Origin of the sequence: Janthinobacterium sp. BJB426, from assembly GCF_002735705.1 — a bacterium.
In the GTDB taxonomy this organism is placed as follows: domain Bacteria; phylum Pseudomonadota; class Gammaproteobacteria; order Burkholderiales; family Burkholderiaceae_D; genus Janthinobacterium.
Genome location: NZ_PDZL01000003.1, coordinates 402,967 through 424,910, shown reverse-complemented (window position 1 = coordinate 424,910; position 21,944 = coordinate 402,967). Strand labels below are relative to the sequence as shown.

21 protein-coding genes and 1 riboswitch are annotated in these 21,944 nt (G+C 63.5%); of the genes, 9 read left to right on the top strand and 12 right to left on the bottom strand.

Annotated elements, in window-relative coordinates:
* Positions 1-9: 9 nt before the first annotated feature.
* Genes CSQ93_RS07405 through CSQ93_RS07395 form a run of 3 tightly spaced genes read left to right on the top strand, consistent with a single transcriptional unit; the run spans position 10 to position 3,027 of the window.
* Positions 10-969, top strand: a complete 960-nt coding sequence (locus CSQ93_RS07405) for a 2-hydroxyacid dehydrogenase (protein WP_099377478.1) — start codon at positions 10-12, stop codon at positions 967-969.
* Positions 970-996: 27 nt separating this feature from the next.
* Positions 997-2,013 (top strand): porin, encoded by a 1,017-nt coding sequence (locus CSQ93_RS07400; protein ID WP_099377477.1) that lies wholly within the window; start codon positions 997-999, stop codon positions 2,011-2,013.
* Positions 2,014-2,025: 12 nt separating this feature from the next.
* A complete protein-coding gene (locus tag CSQ93_RS07395) occupies positions 2,026-3,027 on the top strand; it encodes a Gfo/Idh/MocA family protein (protein WP_099377476.1) in 1,002 nt (333 codons plus the stop codon).
* Positions 3,028-3,099: 72 nt separating this feature from the next.
* Here the strand turns inward: CSQ93_RS07395 and lysS are convergent, their stop codons facing one another.
* From lysS to CSQ93_RS29160, 4 genes are all read right to left on the bottom strand, one after another.
* Complete coding sequence (gene lysS / locus CSQ93_RS07390; protein WP_099377475.1) at positions 3,100-4,629, bottom strand: lysine--tRNA ligase; 1,530 nt, start codon at positions 4,627-4,629, stop codon at positions 3,100-3,102.
* Between the two features lie 18 nt (positions 4,630-4,647).
* Positions 4,648-5,349 (bottom strand): HAD family hydrolase, encoded by a 702-nt coding sequence (locus CSQ93_RS07385; RefSeq protein WP_099377474.1) that lies wholly within the window; start codon positions 5,347-5,349, stop codon positions 4,648-4,650.
* A gap of 2 nt (positions 5,350-5,351) precedes the next feature.
* A protein-coding gene (gene prfB, locus CSQ93_RS07380) for a peptide chain release factor 2 (RefSeq protein WP_150130978.1) occupies positions 5,352-6,456 on the bottom strand; the annotation gives its coding sequence in 2 pieces (ribosomal slippage) (positions 5,352-6,374 and positions 6,376-6,456; 1,104 coding nt in all).
* Entirely contained in the window at positions 6,373-6,660 is a 288-nt protein-coding gene (locus CSQ93_RS29160) for a hypothetical protein (protein ID WP_199534309.1), read from the bottom strand. The genes prfB and CSQ93_RS29160 overlap by 84 nt, the downstream gene beginning before the upstream one ends.
* Between CSQ93_RS29160 and CSQ93_RS07370 the strand changes: the two genes are divergently transcribed.
* Together CSQ93_RS07370 and CSQ93_RS07365 are read left to right on the top strand one after the other, a co-directional pair.
* Entirely contained in the window at positions 6,659-8,692 is a 2,034-nt protein-coding gene (locus tag CSQ93_RS07370; protein ID WP_099377473.1) for a bifunctional 2',3'-cyclic-nucleotide 2'-phosphodiesterase/3'-nucleotidase, read from the top strand. The two genes, CSQ93_RS29160 and CSQ93_RS07370, sit on opposite strands and share 2 nt — an antisense overlap.
* On the top strand, positions 8,689-9,177 hold the full coding sequence (locus CSQ93_RS07365; RefSeq protein ID WP_099377472.1) for a tetratricopeptide repeat protein: 489 nt from the start codon (positions 8,689-8,691) through the stop codon (positions 9,175-9,177). Before CSQ93_RS07370 ends, CSQ93_RS07365 begins: the two co-directional genes overlap by 4 nt.
* Positions 9,178-9,189: 12 nt before the next feature.
* Here CSQ93_RS07365 and CSQ93_RS07360 read toward each other — a convergent pair whose 3' ends face one another.
* Positions 9,190-9,588: a hypothetical protein gene (locus CSQ93_RS07360; protein WP_099377471.1), complete on the bottom strand. Its 399-nt coding sequence runs from the start codon at positions 9,586-9,588 to the stop codon at positions 9,190-9,192.
* Between the two features lie 9 nt (positions 9,589-9,597).
* Positions 9,598-10,473: a hypothetical protein gene (locus CSQ93_RS07355; RefSeq protein ID WP_158301164.1), complete on the bottom strand. Its 876-nt coding sequence runs from the start codon at positions 10,471-10,473 to the stop codon at positions 9,598-9,600.
* 343 nt (positions 10,474-10,816) lie between these two features.
* Between CSQ93_RS07355 and CSQ93_RS07350 the strand changes: the two genes are divergently transcribed.
* From CSQ93_RS07350 to CSQ93_RS07335, 4 genes are all read left to right on the top strand, one after another.
* A complete protein-coding gene (locus tag CSQ93_RS07350; protein ID WP_099377469.1) occupies positions 10,817-11,974 on the top strand; it encodes an ABC transporter substrate-binding protein in 1,158 nt (385 codons plus the stop codon).
* Between the two features lie 85 nt (positions 11,975-12,059).
* Complete coding sequence (locus CSQ93_RS07345) at positions 12,060-12,950, top strand: branched-chain amino acid ABC transporter permease (RefSeq protein ID WP_099377468.1); 891 nt, start codon at positions 12,060-12,062, stop codon at positions 12,948-12,950.
* Positions 12,951-12,957: 7 nt separating this feature from the next.
* The gene (locus CSQ93_RS07340) at positions 12,958-14,901 is read left to right on the top strand and encodes a branched-chain amino acid ABC transporter ATP-binding protein/permease (protein ID WP_099377467.1); all 1,944 of its coding nucleotides are present in this window, start codon (positions 12,958-12,960) and stop codon (positions 14,899-14,901) included.
* A gap of 10 nt (positions 14,902-14,911) precedes the next feature.
* Positions 14,912-15,634 (top strand): ABC transporter ATP-binding protein, encoded by a 723-nt coding sequence (locus CSQ93_RS07335; protein ID WP_099377466.1) that lies wholly within the window; start codon positions 14,912-14,914, stop codon positions 15,632-15,634.
* Here CSQ93_RS07335 and CSQ93_RS07330 read toward each other — a convergent pair.
* From CSQ93_RS07330 to fos, 6 genes are all read right to left on the bottom strand, one after another.
* A complete protein-coding gene (locus CSQ93_RS07330; RefSeq protein ID WP_158301163.1) occupies positions 15,613-16,299 on the bottom strand; it encodes a hypothetical protein in 687 nt (228 codons plus the stop codon). The two genes, CSQ93_RS07335 and CSQ93_RS07330, sit on opposite strands and share 22 nt — an antisense overlap.
* A 520-nt stretch (positions 16,300-16,819) precedes the next feature.
* Entirely contained in the window at positions 16,820-17,140 is a 321-nt protein-coding gene (locus CSQ93_RS07325; protein ID WP_099377464.1) for a DUF2288 domain-containing protein, read from the bottom strand.
* A 49-nt stretch (positions 17,141-17,189) separates the two neighbouring features.
* Positions 17,190-17,888 (bottom strand): RES family NAD+ phosphorylase, encoded by a 699-nt coding sequence (locus CSQ93_RS07320; protein WP_099377575.1) that lies wholly within the window; start codon positions 17,886-17,888, stop codon positions 17,190-17,192.
* A gap of 2 nt (positions 17,889-17,890) precedes the next feature.
* Positions 17,891-18,328, bottom strand: a complete 438-nt coding sequence (locus CSQ93_RS07315) for an MbcA/ParS/Xre antitoxin family protein (protein ID WP_071076812.1) — start codon at positions 18,326-18,328, stop codon at positions 17,891-17,893.
* A gap of 137 nt (positions 18,329-18,465) precedes the next feature.
* Positions 18,466-21,084 (bottom strand): S53 family peptidase, encoded by a 2,619-nt coding sequence (locus CSQ93_RS07310; protein ID WP_099377574.1) that lies wholly within the window; start codon positions 21,082-21,084, stop codon positions 18,466-18,468.
* Between the two features lie 83 nt (positions 21,085-21,167).
* Positions 21,168-21,254: riboswitch (cyclic di-GMP riboswitch) on the bottom strand.
* Positions 21,255-21,528: 274 nt separating this feature from the next.
* A complete protein-coding gene (gene fos / locus CSQ93_RS07305; RefSeq protein ID WP_099377463.1) occupies positions 21,529-21,942 on the bottom strand; it encodes a fosfomycin resistance glutathione transferase in 414 nt (137 codons plus the stop codon).
* Between the last annotated feature and the right edge of the window lie 2 nt (positions 21,943-21,944).

The window sequence follows — 21,944 nt, the reverse complement described above, 5'->3', positions numbered from 1 at the left end:
GAAACACTCGTGAAAAAACATGTGGTTGTCTATAAAAATCTGGCCGAGCCGCTGCTGGCGCGCCTGCGCGCCGAATGCGAGGTGACGTACTTCGAAGCGATCGATGCGGGCAACCGCGCCGCATTCGCCGCCGCCATCCGCGGCGCGCACGGCTTGCTGGGCGCCAGCGTGCGCCTGGACCGCGAACTGCTGGACCCGGCCTTTGAGCTGCGCATCATTTCCACCGTTTCCGTGGGCGTCGACCAGTTCGACGTCGATTACCTGCGCGAACGGGGCATCTTGCTGGCCAATACGCCGGACGTGCTGACGGAAACGACGGCCGACACGATCTTCGCGCTGATCCTCGCCAGCGCGCGGAGGGTCGTCGAACTGGCCGAATTCGTCAAGGCCGGACGCTGGACGCGCAGCGTCGGCGAAAGCCAGTACGGCGTCAACGTGCACGGCAAGACCATCGGCATGCTGGGCATGGGCCGCATCGGCCGCGCCGTCGCCCGCCGCGCCGCGCTGGGCTTCGGCATGCAGGTGCTGTACGTGAACGGCGAAGCGGTGCCCGAGGTGGAAACGGCCCTGGGCGCGCGCCAGGTGGCGCTCGACGATTTGCTGGCCGGCTCCGATTTCGTCTGCGTGGTGCTGCCGCTGACGGCGCAGACGGAACGCATGATGGGCCGGCGCGAGTTCGCGCTGATGCGCCCCGGCGCCATCTTCATCAACGGTTCGCGCGGGCGCATCGTCGACGAGGCGGCGCTGATCGAGGCGCTGCAGCAGGGCACTATCCACGGCGCCGGCCTTGACGTGTTCGAGCGCGAACCGCTGGCGCCGGATAATCCGCTGCCGCACATGGCCAACGTGGTGGCGTTGCCGCACATCGGCTCGGCCACGCACGAAACGCGCTATGCGATGGCGCAGCAGGCCGTGGACAACCTGCTGGCCGGCTTGCGCGGCGAGCGTCCGCGCCATCTGGTGAACTAAGTGCAGCATCCACAGACAGGGAAAGAGATGAAGAAGAAGGTAGTAGGGGCAATGATCATTGGCGCCGGCAGTGGCCTGTGTTACGCGCAGTCGAACGTGGCCGTGTACGGCATCATGGACATGGGTGTCGTGTCCGAGAGCGGCGGTCCCGGCGGCAGGGTGCTCAAGTTGACGAGCGGCATCGCCAATGGTTCGCGGCTCGGTTTCAAGGGCAGCGAAGACCTGGGCGGCGGCATGACGGCGCTGTTTACGATGGATGCGGGCATCCTGGCCGACACGGGCGCTTCGGCCCAGGGCGGTCTGCTGTTCGGACGGCAGGCCTTCGTCGGCCTCGCCGGCGCGGCGGGCACCTTGCGCCTGGGCCGCCAGTACACCTTCATTGATAGCAGCCTGGGGGCGCTGGACCCGTTTTACCTGGGTTTTGCGGGCAGGATGAGCAACGTCTTCACGGCCGGCTACATCAGCCGGGTCGACAACAGCATCACCTACAGCTCGCCCGTGCGCGGGGGACTCTCCGGCGAACTGGCGTACGGCTTCGGCGAAGTGCCGGGCGATGCGTCGGCCAAACGCTACGCGGGCGCGGCGGCCACCTATGCCAGCGGGCCGCTGTATGTGCGCATGGCGCACCAGGATGCCAACACCATATCAAGCGCGCTGCTGGCGGGCAGGGCGCGCAACACGGTGCTGGGCGCCACCTGGGACTTCGGCGTGGTCAAGGCGCATGGCGCGGTCGCCGTCAGCAAGAGCACGGCGGGGGCCGCCACGACGGTCGACAGCGCGGACCTGATGCTGGGCGCCACCATCCCGGTGGGCCCGCACCGCGTCCTGTTCTCGTACGTGCGGCGCGACGACCGGCGCGCCGCCAACGGCGACGCTTCTCAGGTCGGCATCGGCTACACCTATGCACTGTCGAAACGCAGCACCTTGTATGCGGCCTACGCGCATATCGACAACCGCAACGGCGCCGCCTATGTGGTGGGCAACGCCACCGACAACGGCAGCGGCAACCAGGCCTGGAACGTCGGCCTGCGCCACACTTTTTAAGGGGAGAATCGAATGAAAAAAATCGGATGGATACTGGTCGGCGCCAGCACCGTGGCGCGCGAATGGATGGTCGACGCAATCGGCCAGCAGGGCGATGCCGAAGTGCTGGCCGTGGTCAGCCGGGACGCGGCGCGCGGCGCCGCCTTTGCCGAGCAGTTCGGCATCGCCGCCAGCTACACGGACCTCGATGCGGCGCTCGCGCATCCAGGCGCGGATGCCGTGTACATCAGCACCACCAACGAATGGCATATGGCGCAGACCTTGCAGGCGGCGCGCGCCGGCAAGCACGTACTGTGCGAAAAGCCGCTGGCGCTGAACCTGGAGGACGCCCGCCGCATGGTGGACGGCTGTGCCGAAGCGGGCGTGGTGCTGGGGATTAACCACCACCTGCGCAACGCCGCCAGCCACGGCAAGGTGCGCGAGCTGATACGCGCCGGCGAGATCGGCCAGCCCCTGTATGGCCGCGTGCTGCACGCGAATAACCTGCCGCAGCATCTGCGCGGCTGGCGCCTGGACGCGCCGGAGTCAGGTGGCGTCACGCTCGACATGTTCGTGCACGATGTCGATACCTTGCGCTTCCTGCTCGACTCGGAGCCGCGCCATGTCACCGCCTGCGCCACCAGCGGCGGCATGACGGTGGCCGGGCTGGAAGAGGGCCTGATGGCCGTCATCGAGTTCGACAGCGGCACCCTGGTGCAGGTGCACGATGCGTTCAATGCGCCGCATTCGCTGTCCGGCGTGGAAATCATTGGCACCAAGGGCACCATCTTCGCCACCGGCGTGATGACGCAGCGCCCCGTCGGCACCATCAGCCTGACGCGCGAGGGCGGCAGCATCGATATCCCCGTCGAGCATGAAAACCTGTACGTGCGTTCGGTGCGCGCCTTCCAGCGCGCCATGCGCGGCGAAGGGCAGCCGGCCGCCACGGGCGACGACGGCATGCGCGCGCTGGCCACGGCGCTGGCGGCGCAGCAGGCCAGCCGCAGCCACCAGCGCGTGACCCTGGTCGGCTGACGGCAGGCCGCATAAGAAAAAAAGCCGCCTGATCGCAAAATCAGGCGGCTTTTTATCGGCTTGCGTCCGCGATTAGTCTTCGCGGCGCAGATGAGGGAACAGCAGGACGTCGCGGATGTTCGGCGAATCCGTGATGATCATCATCAGGCGGTCGATGCCGATGCCGCAGCCGCCGGCTGGCGGCATGCCGTATTCCAGCGCGCGGATGTAGTCGGCGTCGTAGAACATCGCCTCTTCATCGCCGGCGTCCTTGGCAGCGACTTGCGCCAGGAAGCGGGCCGACTGGTCTTCCGCATCGTTCAACTCGGAGAAGCCGTTGGCGATCTCGCGGCCCACCATGAACAATTCAAAACGTTCGGTGATGCCGGCTACCGTGTCGGAAGCGCGCGCCAATGGCGACACTTCGACCGGATAGTCGATGATGTAGGTCGGTTCCCACAGCTGCGCTTCAGCCGTCTCTTCGAACAGCGCCAGTTGCAGTGCGCCCAGGCCGGCCGTGGCGAACGGCTTGACGCCGAATTTTTTCAGCTCTTCCTTGATGAATTCGGCATCGTTCAACTGCTCGGCGGTGTAGCCTGGAGCGTACTTGTTGATCGCTTCGACGATGGTCAGGCGGTGGAACGGTTTTGCCAGGTCCAGCTCGCGGCCGCCGTAGGTCAGGGTGGCGGTGCCGTGCGCGTCGATGGCGGCCTGGCGGATGACGGCTTCCGTGAAATCCATCAGCCATTTGTAGTCGGTGTAGGCCGCGTAGAATTCCATCATCGTAAATTCCGGGTTGTGACGGATCGACACGCCTTCGTTGCGGAAGTTGCGGTTGATCTCGAACACGCGGTCAAAGCCGCCCACGACCAGGCGCTTCAGGTACAGCTCGGGCGCGATACGCAGATACATTTCCATGTCGAGCGCATTGTGGTGCGTGACGAATGGCTTTGCCGCCGCGCCGCCGGGGATCGTGTGCAGCATCGGCGTTTCCACTTCCATGAACTCGTTCTTTTCCATGAAGCGGCGGATCGACGAGATGGCGGCGGTACGCGCCTTGAAGGTGCGGCGTGTCTCTTCGTTCATGATCAGGTCGACGTAGCGCTGGCGGTACTTCGTTTCCTGGTCGGCCAGGCCGTGGAATTTGTCCGGCAGCGGGCGCAGCGACTTGGTGATCAAACGCAGTTGCGTGACCTTGATGGTCAGTTCGTCCGTCTTGGTCTTGAACAGCGTGCCCGTCACGCCCAGGATATCGCCCAGGTCATAGTGGTGCAGGGCGGCCATGGCCGCTTCGCCGGTGAGATCAAGCGTGGCGTAGATCTGGATGCGGCCATCGGCTTTCGGGCCGGAGGCGTCTTGCAGGGTGGCGAAAGCGGCTTTCTTGCCCGCTTCGCGCTTGAGCATCATGCGGCCGGCCAGCACCACGGTGACAGGTTCGGCTTCCAGCTCTTCGCGCGTCTTGCTGCCGTATTGCGCGTGCAGATCGGCCGCCTTGTGCTCGGGGCGGAAATCGTTCGGGAAGGCGATGCCTTGTTCGCGCAGTGCTGCCAGCTTGACGCGGCGCTCGGCGATGATCTTGTTTTCATCGGGGGCGGCGGCTTGTTCTTGGATATCCGTAGTCATGGTGTTCTTCGTTGGTGATTATTGATGATGTGGCGCCAGCGCTGGCGCCACGCTGGCAAACAGTGCGTCGACGTCCAGCGAGGAGAAATCCGGCACGATGGCAATGACGTTGTCGAAGGCGGCAAACGCTTCGGCAGGCAGGGTGGTGGTGAGCACCACGACGCGCATGCCGGCACGGCGCGCCGCTTCCACGCCCAGCGGCGCGTCTTCAAAGACGATGCAGTCATGCGGCAGCGCGCCGGCCAGCAGCGCGCCTTTCAGGAAAACGTCCGGGTGTGGCTTGCCCCGTTCCACGTCGGCTGCGCCGACGATGGCATCGAAGCGGTGGCGCAGGTCCAGGCCGTCGAGCGTGAACGCGATGTTCTCGTCCGGCGCGGCCGTGCCCACCACCAGCCCCACGCCAGCCTGGCGCGCGCTGGCGATCAGCAGGTCGAAACCGGCAACTGTCGCCAGGTGCGGGCCATACAGTTCGCGGTAGACGACTTCCTTTTCAGCCAGCAGGGTGACGTGGTCGGCATCCTCGCCCAGGTACTTGGCGATGATTTCATGTCCTTGCCGTCCTGCCGTGTCGCGGAAAAAGGCGTCCGCGTCCAGCGCATGGCCGTGGCGTTCAAAGAACGCCAGCCACGATGTCGTGTGGAATGCCATGTTGTCGACGATCGTGCCATCCATGTCGAACAGGAAGGCGCGCTGCGTCAATGCCGGAGCGGATGCGTTCATCCTTATACGCCTTGCTTGAGCGAGGCGGAAATGAACTCGTCGATGTCGCCATCGAGCACGCCCTTGGTATTGCCCGTCTCGAAACCGGTGCGCAAGTCCTTGATGCGGGACTGGTCCAGCACGTAGGAGCGGATCTGGTGACCCCAGCCCACGTCCGTTTTCGAGTCTTCCAGCTTTTGCTGTTCGCTCATGCGCTTGCGCAGTTCATGTTCGTACAGTTTCGCTTTCAGCATTTCCATCGCTTCGGCGCGGTTGCGGTGCTGCGAACGGTCGTTCTGGCACTGCACCACGATACCGGTCGGCGCATGGGTCATGCGGACGGCGGAGTCGGTCTTGTTGATGTGCTGACCACCGGCGCCCGACGCGCGGTAGGTATCGACGCGGATATCGGCCGGATTGACGTCGATCTCGATCGAATCGTCGACTTCCGGGTACACGAACAGCGACGTAAACGAGGTGTGGCGGCCGTTGGCCGAGTCGAATGGCGACTTGCGCACCAGGCGGTGCACACCCGTTTCCGTGCGCAGGAAGCCGTAGGCGTGATCGCCCTCGACCTTCAGGGTGGCCGTCTTGATGCCGGCGACCTCGCCGTCCGACTGTTCCAGGATTTCGACCTTGAAGCCCTTGCGTTCGCAATAGCGCAGGTACTGACGCAGCAGCATCGAGGCCCAGTCCTGGGCTTCCGTACCGCCGGCACCGGCCTGGATGTCGATGAAGCAGTTGTTCGGATCCATCGGATTGTTGAACATCCGGCGGAATTCCATGCTTTCGATGACCTTGCGGATTTCCTGCACGTCCTGCTCGATCGCTTCGAGCGTTTCGTCGTCGCCTTCTTCGCGCGCCATGTCGAACAGGTCGCGGGTGTCGCGCAGGTCGGCATCGGCCTTGGCCAGGGTGAAGACGATGGCTTCCAGCGCCTTCTTCTCTTTACCGAGGTCCTGGGCGCGCTTGGGATCGTTCCAGACGGTGGGGTCTTCCAGTTCTTCGTTGACTTGCTCTAGTTTCTCCGACTTGACAGTGAAGTCAAAGATACCTCCGAAGTTCGGCTTCGCGGACCGTCAGGTCGTTGAGCAGGGCGGAGATGATATTGATGCGTTCGGCTTCCATAATGTTCTGGTCTTCTATGGTGAAATCAAACCTTGAATTATACGCGAGCGCGGCGCGTTTCCGCTGCCGCCGCGGCGCAATTGCTGCCGCACGGGGCAATAAAATGACGATTTTGCTGTATTTGCGACAATATTTTTGCCTTGATAGGGGCTGCCGTGCTGCGTATGATGCTGGCGATATTGTCTTTCCACAGGAATACATCATGCTTCAATTTCCCCGTCTTGCCCTGTTACCGCTGCTGCTGGCCGGCTGCGGCGCCTTGCCGCCCGCCGCCACGGGACCCGTCCGCGCGCCATCGGCCGCGCCGGCCGGCAGCAGCGCCACCCTGGCCCTGCTGGAGACGACGGACTTGCACGCGAATGTGCTCAGTTATGATTACTACAAGCTGCAGGCGGAGCCGTCGATCGGCCTGGAACGCACGGCGGCGCTGATCGCCCAGGCACGCGCGCAGTATCCGAACAACCTTTTGCTCGACAACGGCGACACCATCCAGGGCACGGCGCTGGCCGACTACCAGGCATTGGTAAAACCGCTGGCCTGCGACCAGACCCTGGCCATCTACAAGGCCATGAATTTGCTGAAAGTGGACGGCGGCGGCATCGGCAACCACGAATTCAACTACGGCCTGGCGTTCCTGAGCCAGGTGACGGGCAACCAGTTTGAGGTCGACAGCGTCGACGCCAGCAAGCCGCGCTGCGCCGGCCCCGCATTCCCGCAAGTGCTGGCCAACGTCTACAGCGTCAAGACGGGCCAGCCCCTGTTTGCGCCATATCACATCATAGCCAAGCAGATCACGGCTACCGGCCCCGATGGCAAGGCAATCACCTCCACCGTGAAGGTCGGCATCATCAGCTTTGCGCCGCCCACCATCATGGCGTGGGACAAGCGCTGGCTGGAAGGCCGCGTCTATACGCAGGGCGTGCGCGAGACGGCGGAAAAATTCATCCCCGAGATGCGCGCCAAAGGCGCCGAACTGGTGGTGGCCATTTCGCACGGCGGTCTCGATGACAGCCCGTATTCGCCGAGCATGGAAAACGGCAATTACTACCTGTCGCAAGTGCCGGGCGTGGACGCCATGCTGATCGGCCACTCGCACCAGCTGTTCCCGAACGCGGCCAGCACGGTGCCGCAGTTTAATCTGCCCGGCGTCGACAAGGCCCGTGGCCTGGTCAATGGCGTGCCGACCGTGATGGCCAACTTGTGGGGCAAGCACCTGGGTGTGATCGGCCTCTCCCTGCGCCATGACGGCAAGCGGTGGGTGGTCGACAAGAGCGCCACCACGGTGGAAGCGCGCGGCATCCAGAACGCGGACAAGAGTTACGTGCAGCCCGATGCGGCGATCGCCAGGCTGGTTGCGGAAGAACACGCGGCGACGATCGCCTACGTGCAGACGCCGGTCGGCGCCACCGACTTCCGCATGTCGACGTATTTCGCCGATGTGGGCGATGTCAGCGCCATCGAAGTGGTGAACCAGGCGCAAGCGGGTTACCTGGCCGCGTATGTGAAGGCAAACCTGCCGCAGTTTGCGCACTTGCCCGTGCTGTCGATGTCTTCCCCGTTCAAGAGCGGCTCGGCCGGCGTGTCCGACTACACGGACGTCAAGGTGGGCAATGTGGCGCTGAATAACGCGGCCGATCTGTATTTGTATCCGAACGCGCTGTACGGCGTGAAGATGAATGGCGCGGAACTGAAAGCCTGGCTGGAACAGTCGGCGCAGCGTTTCAATACCATCGACCCGAACAAGCTGGAAGCGCAGGAACTGGTCAACACGGCCCATCCGAGCTACAACTTCGATGCGATCACCAGCGCCGACGTGCGCTACCAGATCGACGTCACGCAAAAGCCCGGCCAGCGCATCCAGGGGCTGACGTACAAGGGCAAGCCGGTGGACGCCAGCCAGGAATTCTTGATCGCGACAAATAACTACCGCGCCAGCGGCGGCGGCAATTTCCCCGGCCTCGATGGCAGCAAGACGGTGGTGGCCTCGCCCGACAACAACCGCGAACTCCTGATCGCTTACGTGACCAAGGAAAAAAACCTGACGCGCGCGAAAAATGGCTCGGCGCGCAGCTGGCGCTTCGCGAAGGCCGCGACGAAAGGCCTCGTGGTGTTCCATTCCGCGCCGAACGTGATCGATCTGGCCAAGGCGGCCGGCATCGACAACGTCACGCAGCTGAAGCTTGATGATGGCGCGGGCAAGGGCTTTGCCCTGTACCAGCTCGACCTGTCGAAATGATGCTGGCAAACTTGCTGCTGGCCGCTGCCCTGGCGTCGCCCGTTGTGGCGGCGCCCGATGTCACGGCCCAGGCCAAGGTGCTGATGCGCGCCGGTGAGGCGAGCCAGCCGCAGGCGCGCGTCCTGTTCGAGCAGGCGGCGGGGCAGGGTGGCGGGCCCGCCGCGTATTACCTGGGCTTGATGTTCAAGAACGGCATGGGCGGCCCGCAGGATGGCGCCGCCGCGCTGCGCTGGCTGGAACTGGCCGCGCAACGCGGCGTGGCGCCGGCCATGTTCATCGTCGCGAACATGCTGCTCGATAGCGACGAAGCCAGGGCACGCTACTGGCTCGACGCTGCCTGCGACCAGAACTACCCGGAAGCGCTGCAGCAGAAATCCGTGGCCCTGGCCGAAGGTCGGATGGGTTATGCGCACAACGAGGAGCAGTCCTTCCTGTACCTGAAGATGGCCACGCACGCGATGGGGCACAGGGCCGCAGAGCCGTGATTGCCCTCCTGGTCAGGTCCGCAGGCTGTTCGCCGCCTCGGCAATGGCCAGCGGATTGCGCGACAGCAAGGCGGCAGCCAGGTCCAACAGGCCTGCCGCTGCCTTGACGGCCGCGTGCGTGTGCTCGATGTCTGCCACTGTTTTCCTGCCTTGTTCGATGGCCGTGTTCACATTGGCCAATGCCTGCTGCGCGCCCTTGTTGATCAGGTAGATGCCATGGGCGCGGAAAAAGGACACCATCTGGTCCAGGTGGCTTTCATATTGCTTGAGATCATGCAGCACGGCTGCCGGTGTTGGCGGCGTGCGGTCTGTCAGCGCGATGCGCAGCTCCAGTACCTGGTTCGAAGCCTGTGCCAGCTTGTCGGCGATTTCCGTGGTTTGTTTTTCATCGAGTGCGATAGCGTTGCCCATGTCAGACTCCTACCAGGGGGATGGTGAATAATTGGCGGCCTGCTTTTGCAGGGTATCGACTTGCTTGGCAAATATGTCCAGTTGACGCTCCAATGCCGGGTCTTTCATGGACTTGGCGCGCAAGGTGCTGAGACTGTTCTGCAATTCGGTCATGGCGGCAATATAGGCGTCGATGACCTTGCCGCGCTCTTGCAGTTGCCGCCCGTCCAGGTAGAGCTTGGCCTTCAGATAGTTGCTGGCAACGGGTTCCCTGGCGGCGGCATTGTCGAGCGAGCGATTCAGGGAGGCTAGCGTCAGGCCCTCGTCGTGCAGATTGGCCTGGTAGTTTTGCTGCGCATATTTTTTCAGCGCATTGCTGATGATATAAATATCTTCTTCGCGCGCCAGCAGTTCGTTGATCCCCGACTGCTGTCGTTGCTGCGTGACGATCTGGCTGATCAGCGTGCTCAGGCGCGTGACTTTGTCCAGTTGGCCGGCGTCGAGCACCGGCGTCATGCCATGGGACTGTTGCAGTGCGTCCAGCGAACCGCCAAGGGCGCCGATCTCATCCTTGTAGTTCGCCAGCTTGTCGTTGGCCAGCGCGGCAAGGACTTCCGCGTAGCGTTTCAATACATCGTTCAGTTCGGCTGTGCCGGCCAATTGCGTCGCGTAGGCCTGGCAGCGCCGGACCAGGTCCTGTTCCGTTTCCTGCGCAAGGTAGGGGCGGTCGGTGATGATGCTGTTGCGCCGTACATTATTGGTGCAACTGTTCATGGAGTGCGTCAGCATGGGTTTGAATACTTCCGTTATCGCCACCGTCTGTCCCGCGAACTTGTCGACCGGCGTGAAGTTCTTGCAGGCGCTACTCATGCCGCCGATCAGCAGGCAGGCGCAGATGGTTGTCATGGGCTGGCGCATAGGGTCTCCATGGTAAGGATGGGATTGCCGCCATGGCCGGTTGACCCTGGTTCTGTGACCATATCAGCATTGCATCGCCATACTTTTGACATAGATCAGACACCTGCACTGTGTCCATGTGCAGCAGCTGTGTCAATTTGCGACATATTTTCCTTACAAAAGACTGACATCGGGCCAGCAATTGTGTCTTTTCTGCATGTTGCGACGCGTCATATGTAGTTGTTGCTGGTGCATGTTTACTCACCTACAATGATTTATCGATGGGGCGGTTATCCAGCGTACGACTATAAAAATAAGTGGCATTAAAAACGTTGTATCAGAGGAGATGACAATGAATTTGAAACAGAAATTGCTCGTGGCAAGTTTGGTTTTGGGTTTCTCGCAGGCGGCGTTCGCAGCCGACCCCATCAAGATTGGCGTGTCCGGACCGTTTACGGGCGGTTCCGCGCCGATGGGCGTGTCGATGCGCGACGGCGTCAAGCTGGCCGTGGCAGAAATCAATGCCAAGGGTGGCGTGCTGGGCCGTTCCCTGCTACTGATCGAGCGCGACGACGAAGCGAAGAATGAACGCGGCGTGCAGATCGCCCAGGAGCTGATCAACAAGGAAAAGGTCGCCGCCACCGTCGGTTATATCAACACGGGCGTGGCCCTGGCGTCGCAGCGTTTCTACCAGGAAGCGAAAATTCCCGTCATGAACAATGTGGCGACGGGTTCCATCGTCACCAAGCAATTCGCCGACCAGCCGGAAAACTACATTTTCCGCAATGCGGCCAATGACACCATCCAGTCCGGCATGATCGTGCATGAGGCGATCGAGAACCGCAAGTTCAAGAAAGTGGCGATCCTGGCCGACTCCACCAACTATGGCCAGCTGGGCCGTGAAGACCTGGAAAAGGCGCTCGACAAGAAGGGCATCAAGCCCGTCGTCGTGGAAAAATACAACATCAAGGACGTCGACATGACGGCCCAGCTGCTGAAAGCCAAGCAGGCGGGGGCGGAAGTCGTGCTGACCTACGGCATCGGCCCGGAACTGGCGCAGATCGCCAACGGCATGGAAAAACTGGGCTGGAAAGTACCGCTGATCGGCAGCTGGACCCTGGCCATGGGCAACTTCATCGACAACGCGGGCAAGAACGGCAATGGCACGCGCATGCCGCAAACCTTCATCCAGGATGCCAGCACGCCGAAGCGCAAGGCCTTCATCGACGCCTACGTGGCCGCCTACAAACCATCGGGCGGACGCATGCCATCGGCCGTCTCGGCCGCGCAAGGCTACGATTCCATCTACCTGCTGGCCGCGGCCATCACGCAGGCTGGCGGCACGGATGGTCCGAAAGTGCGCGCCGCGCTGGAAAACCTGAACGAGAAGGTGGAAGGCGCCGTCACCACCTACAACAAGCCATTCAGCAAAACCAACCATGAGGCGATCACGGCCGACCTGACAGTCTTCGGTGAAGTCAAGGACGGCAAAGTCGTCCTCGCGAAATAAGCCTGGCAGACAGTCGCCGCGCAGTGGCCAGCCTTGAGGAATCAGGACTGGCCATTTTTTCATCTTTCGTCTTCCGGGGAATACCATGGAAATCTTCCTGCAGCTCGTCTTCAGCGGCGTCGCGCTGGGCATGATCTATGCCGTCATCGCTTTCGGCTACCAGCTGACCTTTGCCACTTCCGGCACCCTCAATTTCGGCCAGGGCGAATCCCTGATGCTGGGCGCGCTCGTGGGCCTTTCCCTGGTGGGCACCATTCACGGCGGCCCGTACATGAGCTATCTGCTGATGATCCCCATCGTCATCGTCTTCGGCGCCTTGCAGGGCGTGTTCGTCGAATGGATAGGCGTGCGGCCCGCCATCAAGATCAAGTCCGAATTCGGCTGGATCATGTCGACCATCGCGCTGGCCATCATTTTCAAGAACGTGGCGGAAAACATCTGGGGCAAGGATGACCTGATGTTCCCGTCGCCGCTGTCGGCCGCGCCGTTCCAGGTGTTCGGCGCCAATGTGCAGCAGATGCAGGTGGCCGTCATCGTCGGTGCGCTGGCCATCATGCTGGCCGTCGAAGTGTTCAACCGCAAATCGATCTACGGCAAGGCCGTCGTGGCGACAGCCAACGACCGCGACGCGGCCGGTTTGATGGGCATCAACACGGGCATGGTCATCACGTTTTCCTACGCGCTGTCGTCAGCCACGGCCGCCTTTGCGGGCGTGCTGGTGGCGCCGCTGACACTGACGGGGGCCACCATGGGCGCCTCGCTGGGCTTGAAAGCGTTTGCCGTGGCCATCATCGGCGGCCTGACGTCGGGCGTGGGCGCCATCGTCGGCGGCCTGATCCTGGGCATCGCCGAGACCACCACCGGCTATTACATCTCCACCGGCTACAAGGAAGTGCCAGGCCTGCTGCTGTTGCTGCTGGTGCTGGCCGTCAAGCCGTCCGGCCTGTTCGGCAAAGCCGCGATCAAGAAAGTCTGAGGACGACATGAACAAGAAAATCACCATGCTGGCATTGAGCGCGGCGGGCCTGGCCGTGCTCGCGTTGTTCCCCATCGTCATCCCGAATCCCTACTATATTCACCTGGCCGAGACCATTTTGATCTACGCCATCCTGCTGTTCGGCCTCGATATCGTCGTCGGCTACACGGGGCAGGTGTCGCTGGGCCATGCGGGCCTGTTCGGCATCGGCTCCTACGTCACGGGCGTGCTGGTGTTCAAGCTGGGCGCGCCGTTCTGGCTGGCCATCCCCGCCAGTATCCTGGGCGCGGCCGTGTTTGGCGCCATCCTGGCCTTGCCGGCCCTGCGCGTGACGGGGCCTTACCTGGCCATGGTGACCCTGGCCTTCGGCACCATCGTGCAAATCCTGATCAATGAAATGAGCTTCCTGACGGAAGGGCCGATGGGCATCAAGATCCACAAGCCCGTCCTGTTCGGCCACAAACTGACGGAAGTGGAGTACTACTACATGGTCGCCGCGCTGCTGGTGATCTCGCTGGTGGTGGTGCACCGCATCCTGAAATCGAACCTGGGCCGCGCGTTCGAAGCCTTGCGCGACAGCCCCATCGCCTCGGACTGCATGGGCGTGTCCGTGTACCGCTATAAAGTCTACGCCTTCGTCATCAGCGCCGGTTTCGCGGGCCTGGCCGGCAGTCTGTATGCGTATTCGGAAGAATACATCTCGCCCAATACCTACAACTTCGAGCTGACGATCCTGTTCCTGCTGGCCGTCATCATGGGCGGGCGCAAGACGCGTTCGGGCGCGCTGATCGGCGCCATGATCGTCGTCATGCTGCCCAGCCTCTTGTCGGACATCGAATTGTTCCGCAAGATCGCCGTGGCCGCCGCCGTGCTGGGCGTGATCGGCTCCGCCTTCATGCTGGCGAAGAAACGCTCCACCGTGCGCGGCGTGCTCGTGCCCCTGGTGGCCACCATCGGCCTGGCCGCGTATTCGTACAAGCTGGAAAACATGGTCGACTGGCGTCTGACCATCTTCGGCCTGATGACCTTATTTGTCGTGTACTACCTGCAGGACGGCATCGTCGGCTTTTTGATGAGCTTTATCGGCAAGGGCCGGCGCCATGTGGAAGCCGTCGCTTCGCACGGCGTGGCGCCATTCGACCACGCCCAGGGCGGGCAGCAGGGCGCGACCCTGCTGCGCGTGGAGCAGGCCCTGATGCAGTTCGGCGGCCTGAAAGCGCTGAACCAGGTGGACTTGAACGTCACCCAAGGCTCCGTGCACGGCTTGATCGGGCCGAACGGCTCGGGCAAGAGCACGATGATGAACGTGCTGACGGGGATCTACAAGCCGACGGCGGGCAAGGTGGAATTTGCCGGCGCCGTGATTTCCGGCCGCACGCCGTCCGAGATCGCGCTGGGCGGCGTGGCGCGCACCTTCCAGAACGTGCAGCTGTTCGGCGAGATGACGGCGACGGAAAACGTGCTGGTGGGCCTGCACAACACCTTCAAGTCGAATGTGCTGGACGTGATGCTGCACACGCCCCGCTACAAGCGCGAAGAGGCGGCCGCGCGCGAGCGGGCCGCCAGCATCCTCGAATTCGTCGGCCTGGCGGACCTGGCCAACGAAGAGGCGCGCAATCTGCCGTATGGCAAGCAGCGGCTGCTGGAAATCGGCCGCGCGCTGGGCCTCAACCCGCGTTTGCTGCTGCTCGACGAGCCGGCTGCGGGCCTGACGGCGCCCGACATCAAGGAGCTGATGGCCATCATCCGCAAGATCCGCGAACATGGCATCACCATCATCCTGATCGAGCACCACATGGATGTGGTGATGGCCCTGTCGGACGTGGTGACGGTGCTGGACTTCGGCCAGAAGATCGCCGAAGGCGCACCCGCGCTTGTCCAGAGCGACCCGAAAGTGATCGAAGCCTACCTGGGCGGCAGCGCCGAAACCCTGGCGCCAGCGGCGCACTGAGAGGAAAACCATGCTGACCATTAGCAATCTGCACGCCGCCTACGGCAAAGTCGAAGTCTTGCACGGCATTTCGCTCGACGTCCCGAAGGGCAAGCTGGTGACCCTGATCGGCTCGAACGGGGCCGGCAAGACCACCACCATGCGCGCCATTTCCGGCATGCTGAAACCGAAATCCGGCACCGTCACCCTGGGCGGCAAGGATGTCACGGGCCTCGATTCGCACCGCATCGCCCGCGCCGGCCTGGCCCATTCGCCGGAAGGCAGAAGGGTGTTCGCCTCGATGTCGGTGACGGACAACCTGCTGCTGGGCGCCTTCCCCCGCTTTACGCGCTCGCGCCCGAAAGGCGACATCAAGGGCGATCTGGACAAGGCCCTGGAGCTGTTCCCCCGCCTGAAGGAGCGGCGCGACCAGCTGGCCGGAACGCTCTCGGGCGGCGAGCAGCAAATGCTGGCCATGGCCCGCGCCGTGATGCTGAACCCGGAAGTGATCCTGCTGGACGAGCCGTCGATGGGCCTGGCGCCCATCCTGGTGGAAGAAGTCTTCCGTATCATCACGCGCTTGAAGGCCGAAGGCGTGACCATGCTGCTGGTCGAGCAATTCGCCGCCGCCGCCCTGAACGTGGCCGATTACGGCTACGTGCTGGAAAACGGCAGCATTTCCGTGCATGGGCCGGCGGAGAGCCTGAAAAATGATCCGAAGGTGATTGCGGCCTACCTGGGTGGCGGGCACTGAGCAAACATCTCTTCGAACCGCGCATCGCGTGCATGCAGCAGCACGCAATGCATGGACGGGGAGGGTTCAAAAAACAGGCTGTAGCCGTCGCCGAAAATGCCGGGACCTGCCACCGTGTGGGTCCAGCGTACGGTGGCGGCGGCCTTGGTGATGCGCGTATAGGTAACCGTCCTGCGGTCGGCGCCGGTATCGTCGATATCATACTGCGCCTCGAACGGCGCCAGTGTGCGCGCGCTTTTCAGCTGTTGGGTGGCCAGGCGCCGCGCCAAGGTGCGCCAAAGCCATTCCCACGGCCGCTGCTGCCAGCTGATCACGCGCGGCACCAGCACCAGCAACGCAAAAATCAGGCCGAAAAAAACCAGGCAAACGAGGTCCAGCCGAACGCCGTGCACCAGCAAGCCGCCGCGCATGGCAAAAGCCAGTGCCGTCACCAGGCCGATCACGCTGCTCCACACCATCACGGCGTGGATCCGGGGCGCACGCGCGAACGCCTGCTGCATCTGCCGTTCGCTGGCCTGCAATCGCTGCTCGACGCCGCCGCGCACCCGGTTCGCCAGCAGCCTGGCGTGGAAGGCCGCTTCCAGTTCGGGCGCCATGCGTTCCAGGGCGTCCGCAGTGATGAGCGTGCGCAGTCGTAGAGTAGGGGTATCGGGCTTGTTTTGCATGCGAAGTCAGTTGGCTATCAGTGAATGGCTGCCATGTTAACCGATAGACATCGCCTTTGCGCACACCGTCCGCCGCAGGCGGGAATATACAGGTTGAAATAAGCAAGCTGGCTTTGGCTTGTCAAATCCTCTACGCTGCGCGCTCCCTCACGTGGTGTAGAGCAGCTCTTATACGCAGCAACTTCAGGTATCGCCCCCTTGTTTATTGCTGCTCTCCGGCGTGGCCTGCGCCGATGATGGCGCGCTGCAAAAAGTCGAAGTGCCCGCCCCAGTGGCAATCCCGGCTGCGCCCGGAACTGGCGTGGGGACTCGATGAAGCCTAAACATTATTTCGGCAAGAGCGGCGTGGCCAGCGTTTCGGCGTTCGCGCGTCGCATCAGCGATGCCACCATGCGGTAGCTGACTCTACAAAAACGTTGTCTGGATCACCAGTCCGTTCAACAACGGCGTGATCCAAGTGTGCGGTAGATAGCATGACGGTGACGCCGGGCAGCCTGTCGCTGCCGCACGGTCTGTAGAGTCAGTGCCCGGTGGGTTTTTCCTGCTGCACCAGAATGAACGGGCTGACGACGACGGCCCACAGGGACGCGTCGGCGGCTTGCCAGTCCAGCGCCTGCTGGTCCGACACCTTTGCCAGCTGGCCATCGGCCATCCATTGCGCGATGCTGGCCTTGTCGTCGTGCGAGATGCGCACAGCCACTTCGACCAGGTCCAGCGTATTGGCGACCCAGACGACGTTGCCCTGGGCGAAGTGCTTTTCCAGCTCGCTCCAGGCCAGGCGGGCCGTTTCGCTGTTGACTTTGAGGCGCAGTTCGGTGTCTTTTTCGGGATTGGTTTGCATACGAGATCAGGTTGCGGTGAATCGGGTGCCATTGCGCGCTTGCGTAGGCTTACAGGGCTTCCACGTGCGGCATCGGCGTACCCCGCCATGTTAACCGATAGGCGGCGCCTTTGCGAACATTGCCCACGAGGGCAGGGCGGAAGCAGGCCAGGTTGGTGCCGCCCGCCAGCCGGGTGCTGGGGAAGATGATGCCCATGGAGCCGGCTTCGAGCAGGATGGCGGCCAGGTCTTGCGAGGCGATGTAGCTGGCCGGGTCCAGGCAAGCCTGGTAGCGCTCCTGGCCGCGCAAGTCGTGGAAACTGGCGGAAAAATCGGCCAGCAGCGACTGGTAATTGACGCTGTCGTCGAAATAGTCGATTTCCTGGTATTCCACGGTTTTATGGAAAATGATCTCGGCCAGCGCCGTTTTCATGTCGAAGGCGCAGTACCAGGCGCCCCGTTCGCCATCGTTGAAACGCGCCCCTTCCGGGCGGGCATACGTGTAGGCGGCGTTGATGATGCGGAAGTGCGGCACGCCAAAAACCAGCTCGTCCACGCCAATTCCTGGCGCGCCGCCGTACTCGGCCACCAGGCGCGCATTCGTCGCGTTATCGAGTTCGAACAGCTCGCGCAGGTGCGCGTCGTCCTCGGCCAGGGGCGCCAGCACGGAGTCTTCCATGTCGGCGAAGCGCGACGGGATCAGGCGGCACGTGTCGATCTGGCGCAAGGCGGCCAGCGGCGGCAGGTGTTCATTCGGGACGGCAGGCACGATCACAGTCCTCCGCGGCGCGCGTCGAGCAGCTTGCGCACCGTCTGCATGGCCAGCAAGCCGCCGGCCAGCATCTGCGACAGGGGCGTGCGGCCGCCGAAGATGGGGTTCTTGTTGGGCAAACTGACCCATTCGTCGGCCAGCTTGTCGCCATACAGGATGTGCAAGGCTTTATAAATGCCCAGCAAATAGGAAATGCGCGTGATGCGGTCCACTTCCAGCACGCGGTCCGGGTGCTTCTTCCACTCGTACCAGGCGCTGCTGGACAGGCCGCCCAGCAATTCGCGCGCATCGTCGTCGCGCAGTTTCCAGGCGGCGGCCAGCTTGAAAAAACCCTTCAGGGCCGCCTGCGACAATCGCTCGCGCTCGGCCTTGGCATTCAGGTCGACGAGCACGGCCGGTTCGAAGCGGCTTTTCGGGTAGGCGTAGGCGAGATTCATGGCATGTCCTTCGATAAAACTCTGTTTATGGACTATTTATACTCCTTTTCAGGATTCGTTGCAACGGCCGCGCGCATGCAAAACGGGGCGCGCCAGGACGGAAGTCCCGGAGCGCCCCGTTGGCGGGCCGCGTTCGTTTATCTTGCCGTGACGGTGATCGGCACGCTCAGTTGCGCCGTCAAGCCGTTATTGTCCAGCGCCACGACCTTCAGCGTGTAGCTGCCCGTCACCGGCAGGGGCCAGCGGGCCGTGATGGTCATGCCGCTCATGGAAAACTGCATGCCCAGCGGCGCGCCGGTGATCGAGATCCACAGCGCGTTCGCGCCCGGCGCCGCCAGCACGATGCTGCCGCTCATGGCCTTGCCGGCCACGCCCGTCATGGCGGCGGCGCTGATCGTGGGACCGGCGGCGGCGATTTTTACCGTCGCCACGGCCTGGCCCGTCAAGCCCGTCTTGCTGTCTTTGGCGATGACGGTGACGCTGTAGCTGCCCAGCACGGGACTGGCCCAACTGACGACGCCGGCGGCATTGATGCTCATGCCGGACGGCGCGCCCGACAGGCTGTAGCTGACGGGGTTGGGCGCCACCGTCGTGGCCGTGAACGACAGGGCCACGCCCGGCTTGCCGCTGACGCTGGACACTGTCACCACGGGTGGCAGCGGGGCGGCGATGGCCACCGTATAGATGCCTTTGCCGCTCAGGCCAGTCTTGCTGTCCTTGGCCGTGACGGTGACGGCATAGGTGCCGGCCACGGGCGCGGCCCAGCTCACCAGCCCGGCGCTGCTGATGCTCATGCCGGCCGGTGCGCCGGCGAGCGTGTAGCTGACGGGATTGGGGGCGGAGACGCTGACATTGAACGCCAGCGCCGTGCCAACCTTGCCCGTGATGGCGCCGGTGCCGACGACGGGCGGCGCAACGGAGGTAATGACGATGGCGTACACGCCCTGGCCGCTGAGGCCGCTGACGCTATCCCTGACCACCATGGTCACGGCATACGTGCCCGCAATGGGGGCGGCCCAGCTGACCACGCCCGTGGCGGCGATGTTCATGCCGGCCGGCGCGCCCAGCATGGTGTAGCTGAGGGGATTGGCGGCGCTGGCCGAGACGGTGAACGACAGCGGCTTGCCGGCTGCGCCGCTGATGCTGGCTGGCGCCACCACGGGGGCGGTCGGTGCGATCTGCGTGCCAGACAGGCTGGTCAGCAGGCTTTTCACGTTGGGCGTGCCCAGGCCGCCCAGCGGGTCGTAGCCGACCCTGGCCGTGCACACGCCGCAGGTACCGTTGCTGCCGCGCGTGATGTCGGCAAAGCTGCTGGCGAAGGTGCCGGGCACGCTGGCGATCTGGCCGTACAGCATGCTGTGCGCCAGGCCGAGCGCCGTCTTCGCCTGCAGCGCGCGGCTGGCGTTGGCGATGGCGATCAGGCCGGCCCATTGCGGCGTGGACAGGCTGGTGCCGCCGATGCTGAGCCAGCTGGCGGTGCTGCTGCCCGGTGTCATCACGGCCGTGTACTGGCCCGTGGCGGGATCGGCATTGAAGGCCACGTCGGCCACGTTGCGGCGCAGCAGGTTGGTCAGGCCGGGCACGCTGGCCGTCTGGTAAGCGGGCAGTGCCGTGTAGGCGCTGATGCCGCCGCCCGTGCCGGACCAGGCCGTTTCGCTGCGCACGCCGCTGCCGCTGTAGCTGAGCGTGGTGCCGCCCACGGCCAGCACGTTGGACGATACGGAAGGCCAGGACACGCCGCTGCCCGAGTCGCCCGTGGCGGCCAGGTAGCTCATGTTCTTGCCCGTGAAGGCGCTGTCGACGGAAGCCGTCCAGTTGCCTTCGGCAGCGCCAAAGCTCATCGACACGACGCCAGGTCCCATCAGGTTGGCCAGGCGCACGGCGCCCAGCAGGCTGTTGATGGACGCGTCGGGCGCCTCGATCAGCACGATGCGCGCCAGCGGCGCCGTGGCATGCGCCCACTGCACGTCGAGCGCGATTTCCATGGCCCAGCCCGAGTTATAGGCGGGCGCCGTGGCCGTCATGGTGCTCGATGGCGTGTTGTAGACAACGGAAAATTCACAGCCGCTGGCCGGGGCGGGCGGCAGCGGCAGGGTGGCATTCGTGGCGATGGCCTTGGTGGTGCAGCCTGGCAAACCGAATTTCTGGTTGAAGATGGCCAGTTCGGCGGCCGCGTTCGGGTTGTGCATGGCGTCGACGATGTAGATCGTCTGCCCCGCGCCCAGCTGTGCCGCCTGGGCTGGCGTCAGCGCCGTCCCCGCCGCCGGCAGGGCGGGCAGGTCATAGGCGGCGCGGATTTGCGCGGGAGAATAGGTCGCCACCACGCTGCTGCCGGCCATCGGGGTGGCGATGTCGCTCGCGCCGCCATCGAGCAATGGTGCGATGTCTTGCGCGGCCTGTTCCGCGACGGCGATTTTTTGCGCCGTCAGGCGGCGCGTGCCCACTTCCGTCATGGCGCCGGGCACGCGCTGCAAATGCGGCCGCCAGTGGGCCGAGCCGCTGCTGTTGGCGCTGTCGCGCCCGTCAGGCGCATCGAGCAGGGCCGGGGCCGCATGGAACATCGGTTGCACCACCAGCGCGCCGACGGCGGCGGGGATGACGGGAACCTCGACAGTGAACTGTGTCGCGGCCGTGGCGATGGCGGCAGGTGGCGTCGAGGTCTCCTGGCCGGGGCCGCACGCGGCCAGCAGGAGGGCGGCAGAAGCACCGAGCAGCAGGCGCCCGTGACGGGGATGCGGGGGAATGCATTTTTTCATGGCGAAATTCTCCGAGTTGGGCGAGGGCCACATCTCGACAATGCATCCAGGCTGGCGCCGCGCGCTGGCGGTCCCGGCCCTGCATTGGCAGCCCCGCTGCCATGGCGCTTGCGCGCGGTAGGCCGGTGGCTTTGCGTCCCCGCCTTTCGACGGGTTTGCCCTCAAAACTGATCATGCATCATTGGGAATTTCCTGATGCGTCATCAATTCTAGTGAATTTGCCAAATAAGTGTTAACTATTTTCAATCAATATTTTTATTTATGCAATAAAATGTGGCAAATTTACCTATTGATGAATGGAATCTTGTCAGCTTAATTAAGTCTTAAAAGCAAGGTTATCAGGGGTGTATCGATGCATGACAGTGTTTTTTCACAATCACGGTGCTTGTCTTTCTGAAGAATAACGAATTTAACGAATTTATTGAATGTGCGATGTGCCCAGCTTCAATCCTCGAACACCATGCCTGGATACGGCGCTGCGCGGCAGGCGGCCAGCCGCTGCGCCAGACTGCCCGCATGGGCTTCCAGCTGGTGGCCGTCCGGATCGAAAAAATACAGGGAATCGCCGGCGCTGCGGTTTTGCTGCCATTCGGGGACGCCAGCGGCGCGCAGGCGGGTGGCAAAGGCAGGAAAGTCTTGCTGGGAAATGGAAAACGCGTAATGCGTGTAGGCGGTGCTGGCCAGCGCAGCCGCGTCTTGCCCGTCCAGCGACAGGCACAGCCACAAGTCCCCGGCCGACAGATACGCCCCCCTTTCCCAGCGCGCATGCAGGCGCAGGCCCAGCATGTCGCGGTAAAAGGCGACGCTGCGCGCCAGGTCGCGCACGGACAGGGTGAGGTGATTCAGACCGGTCAGCATGG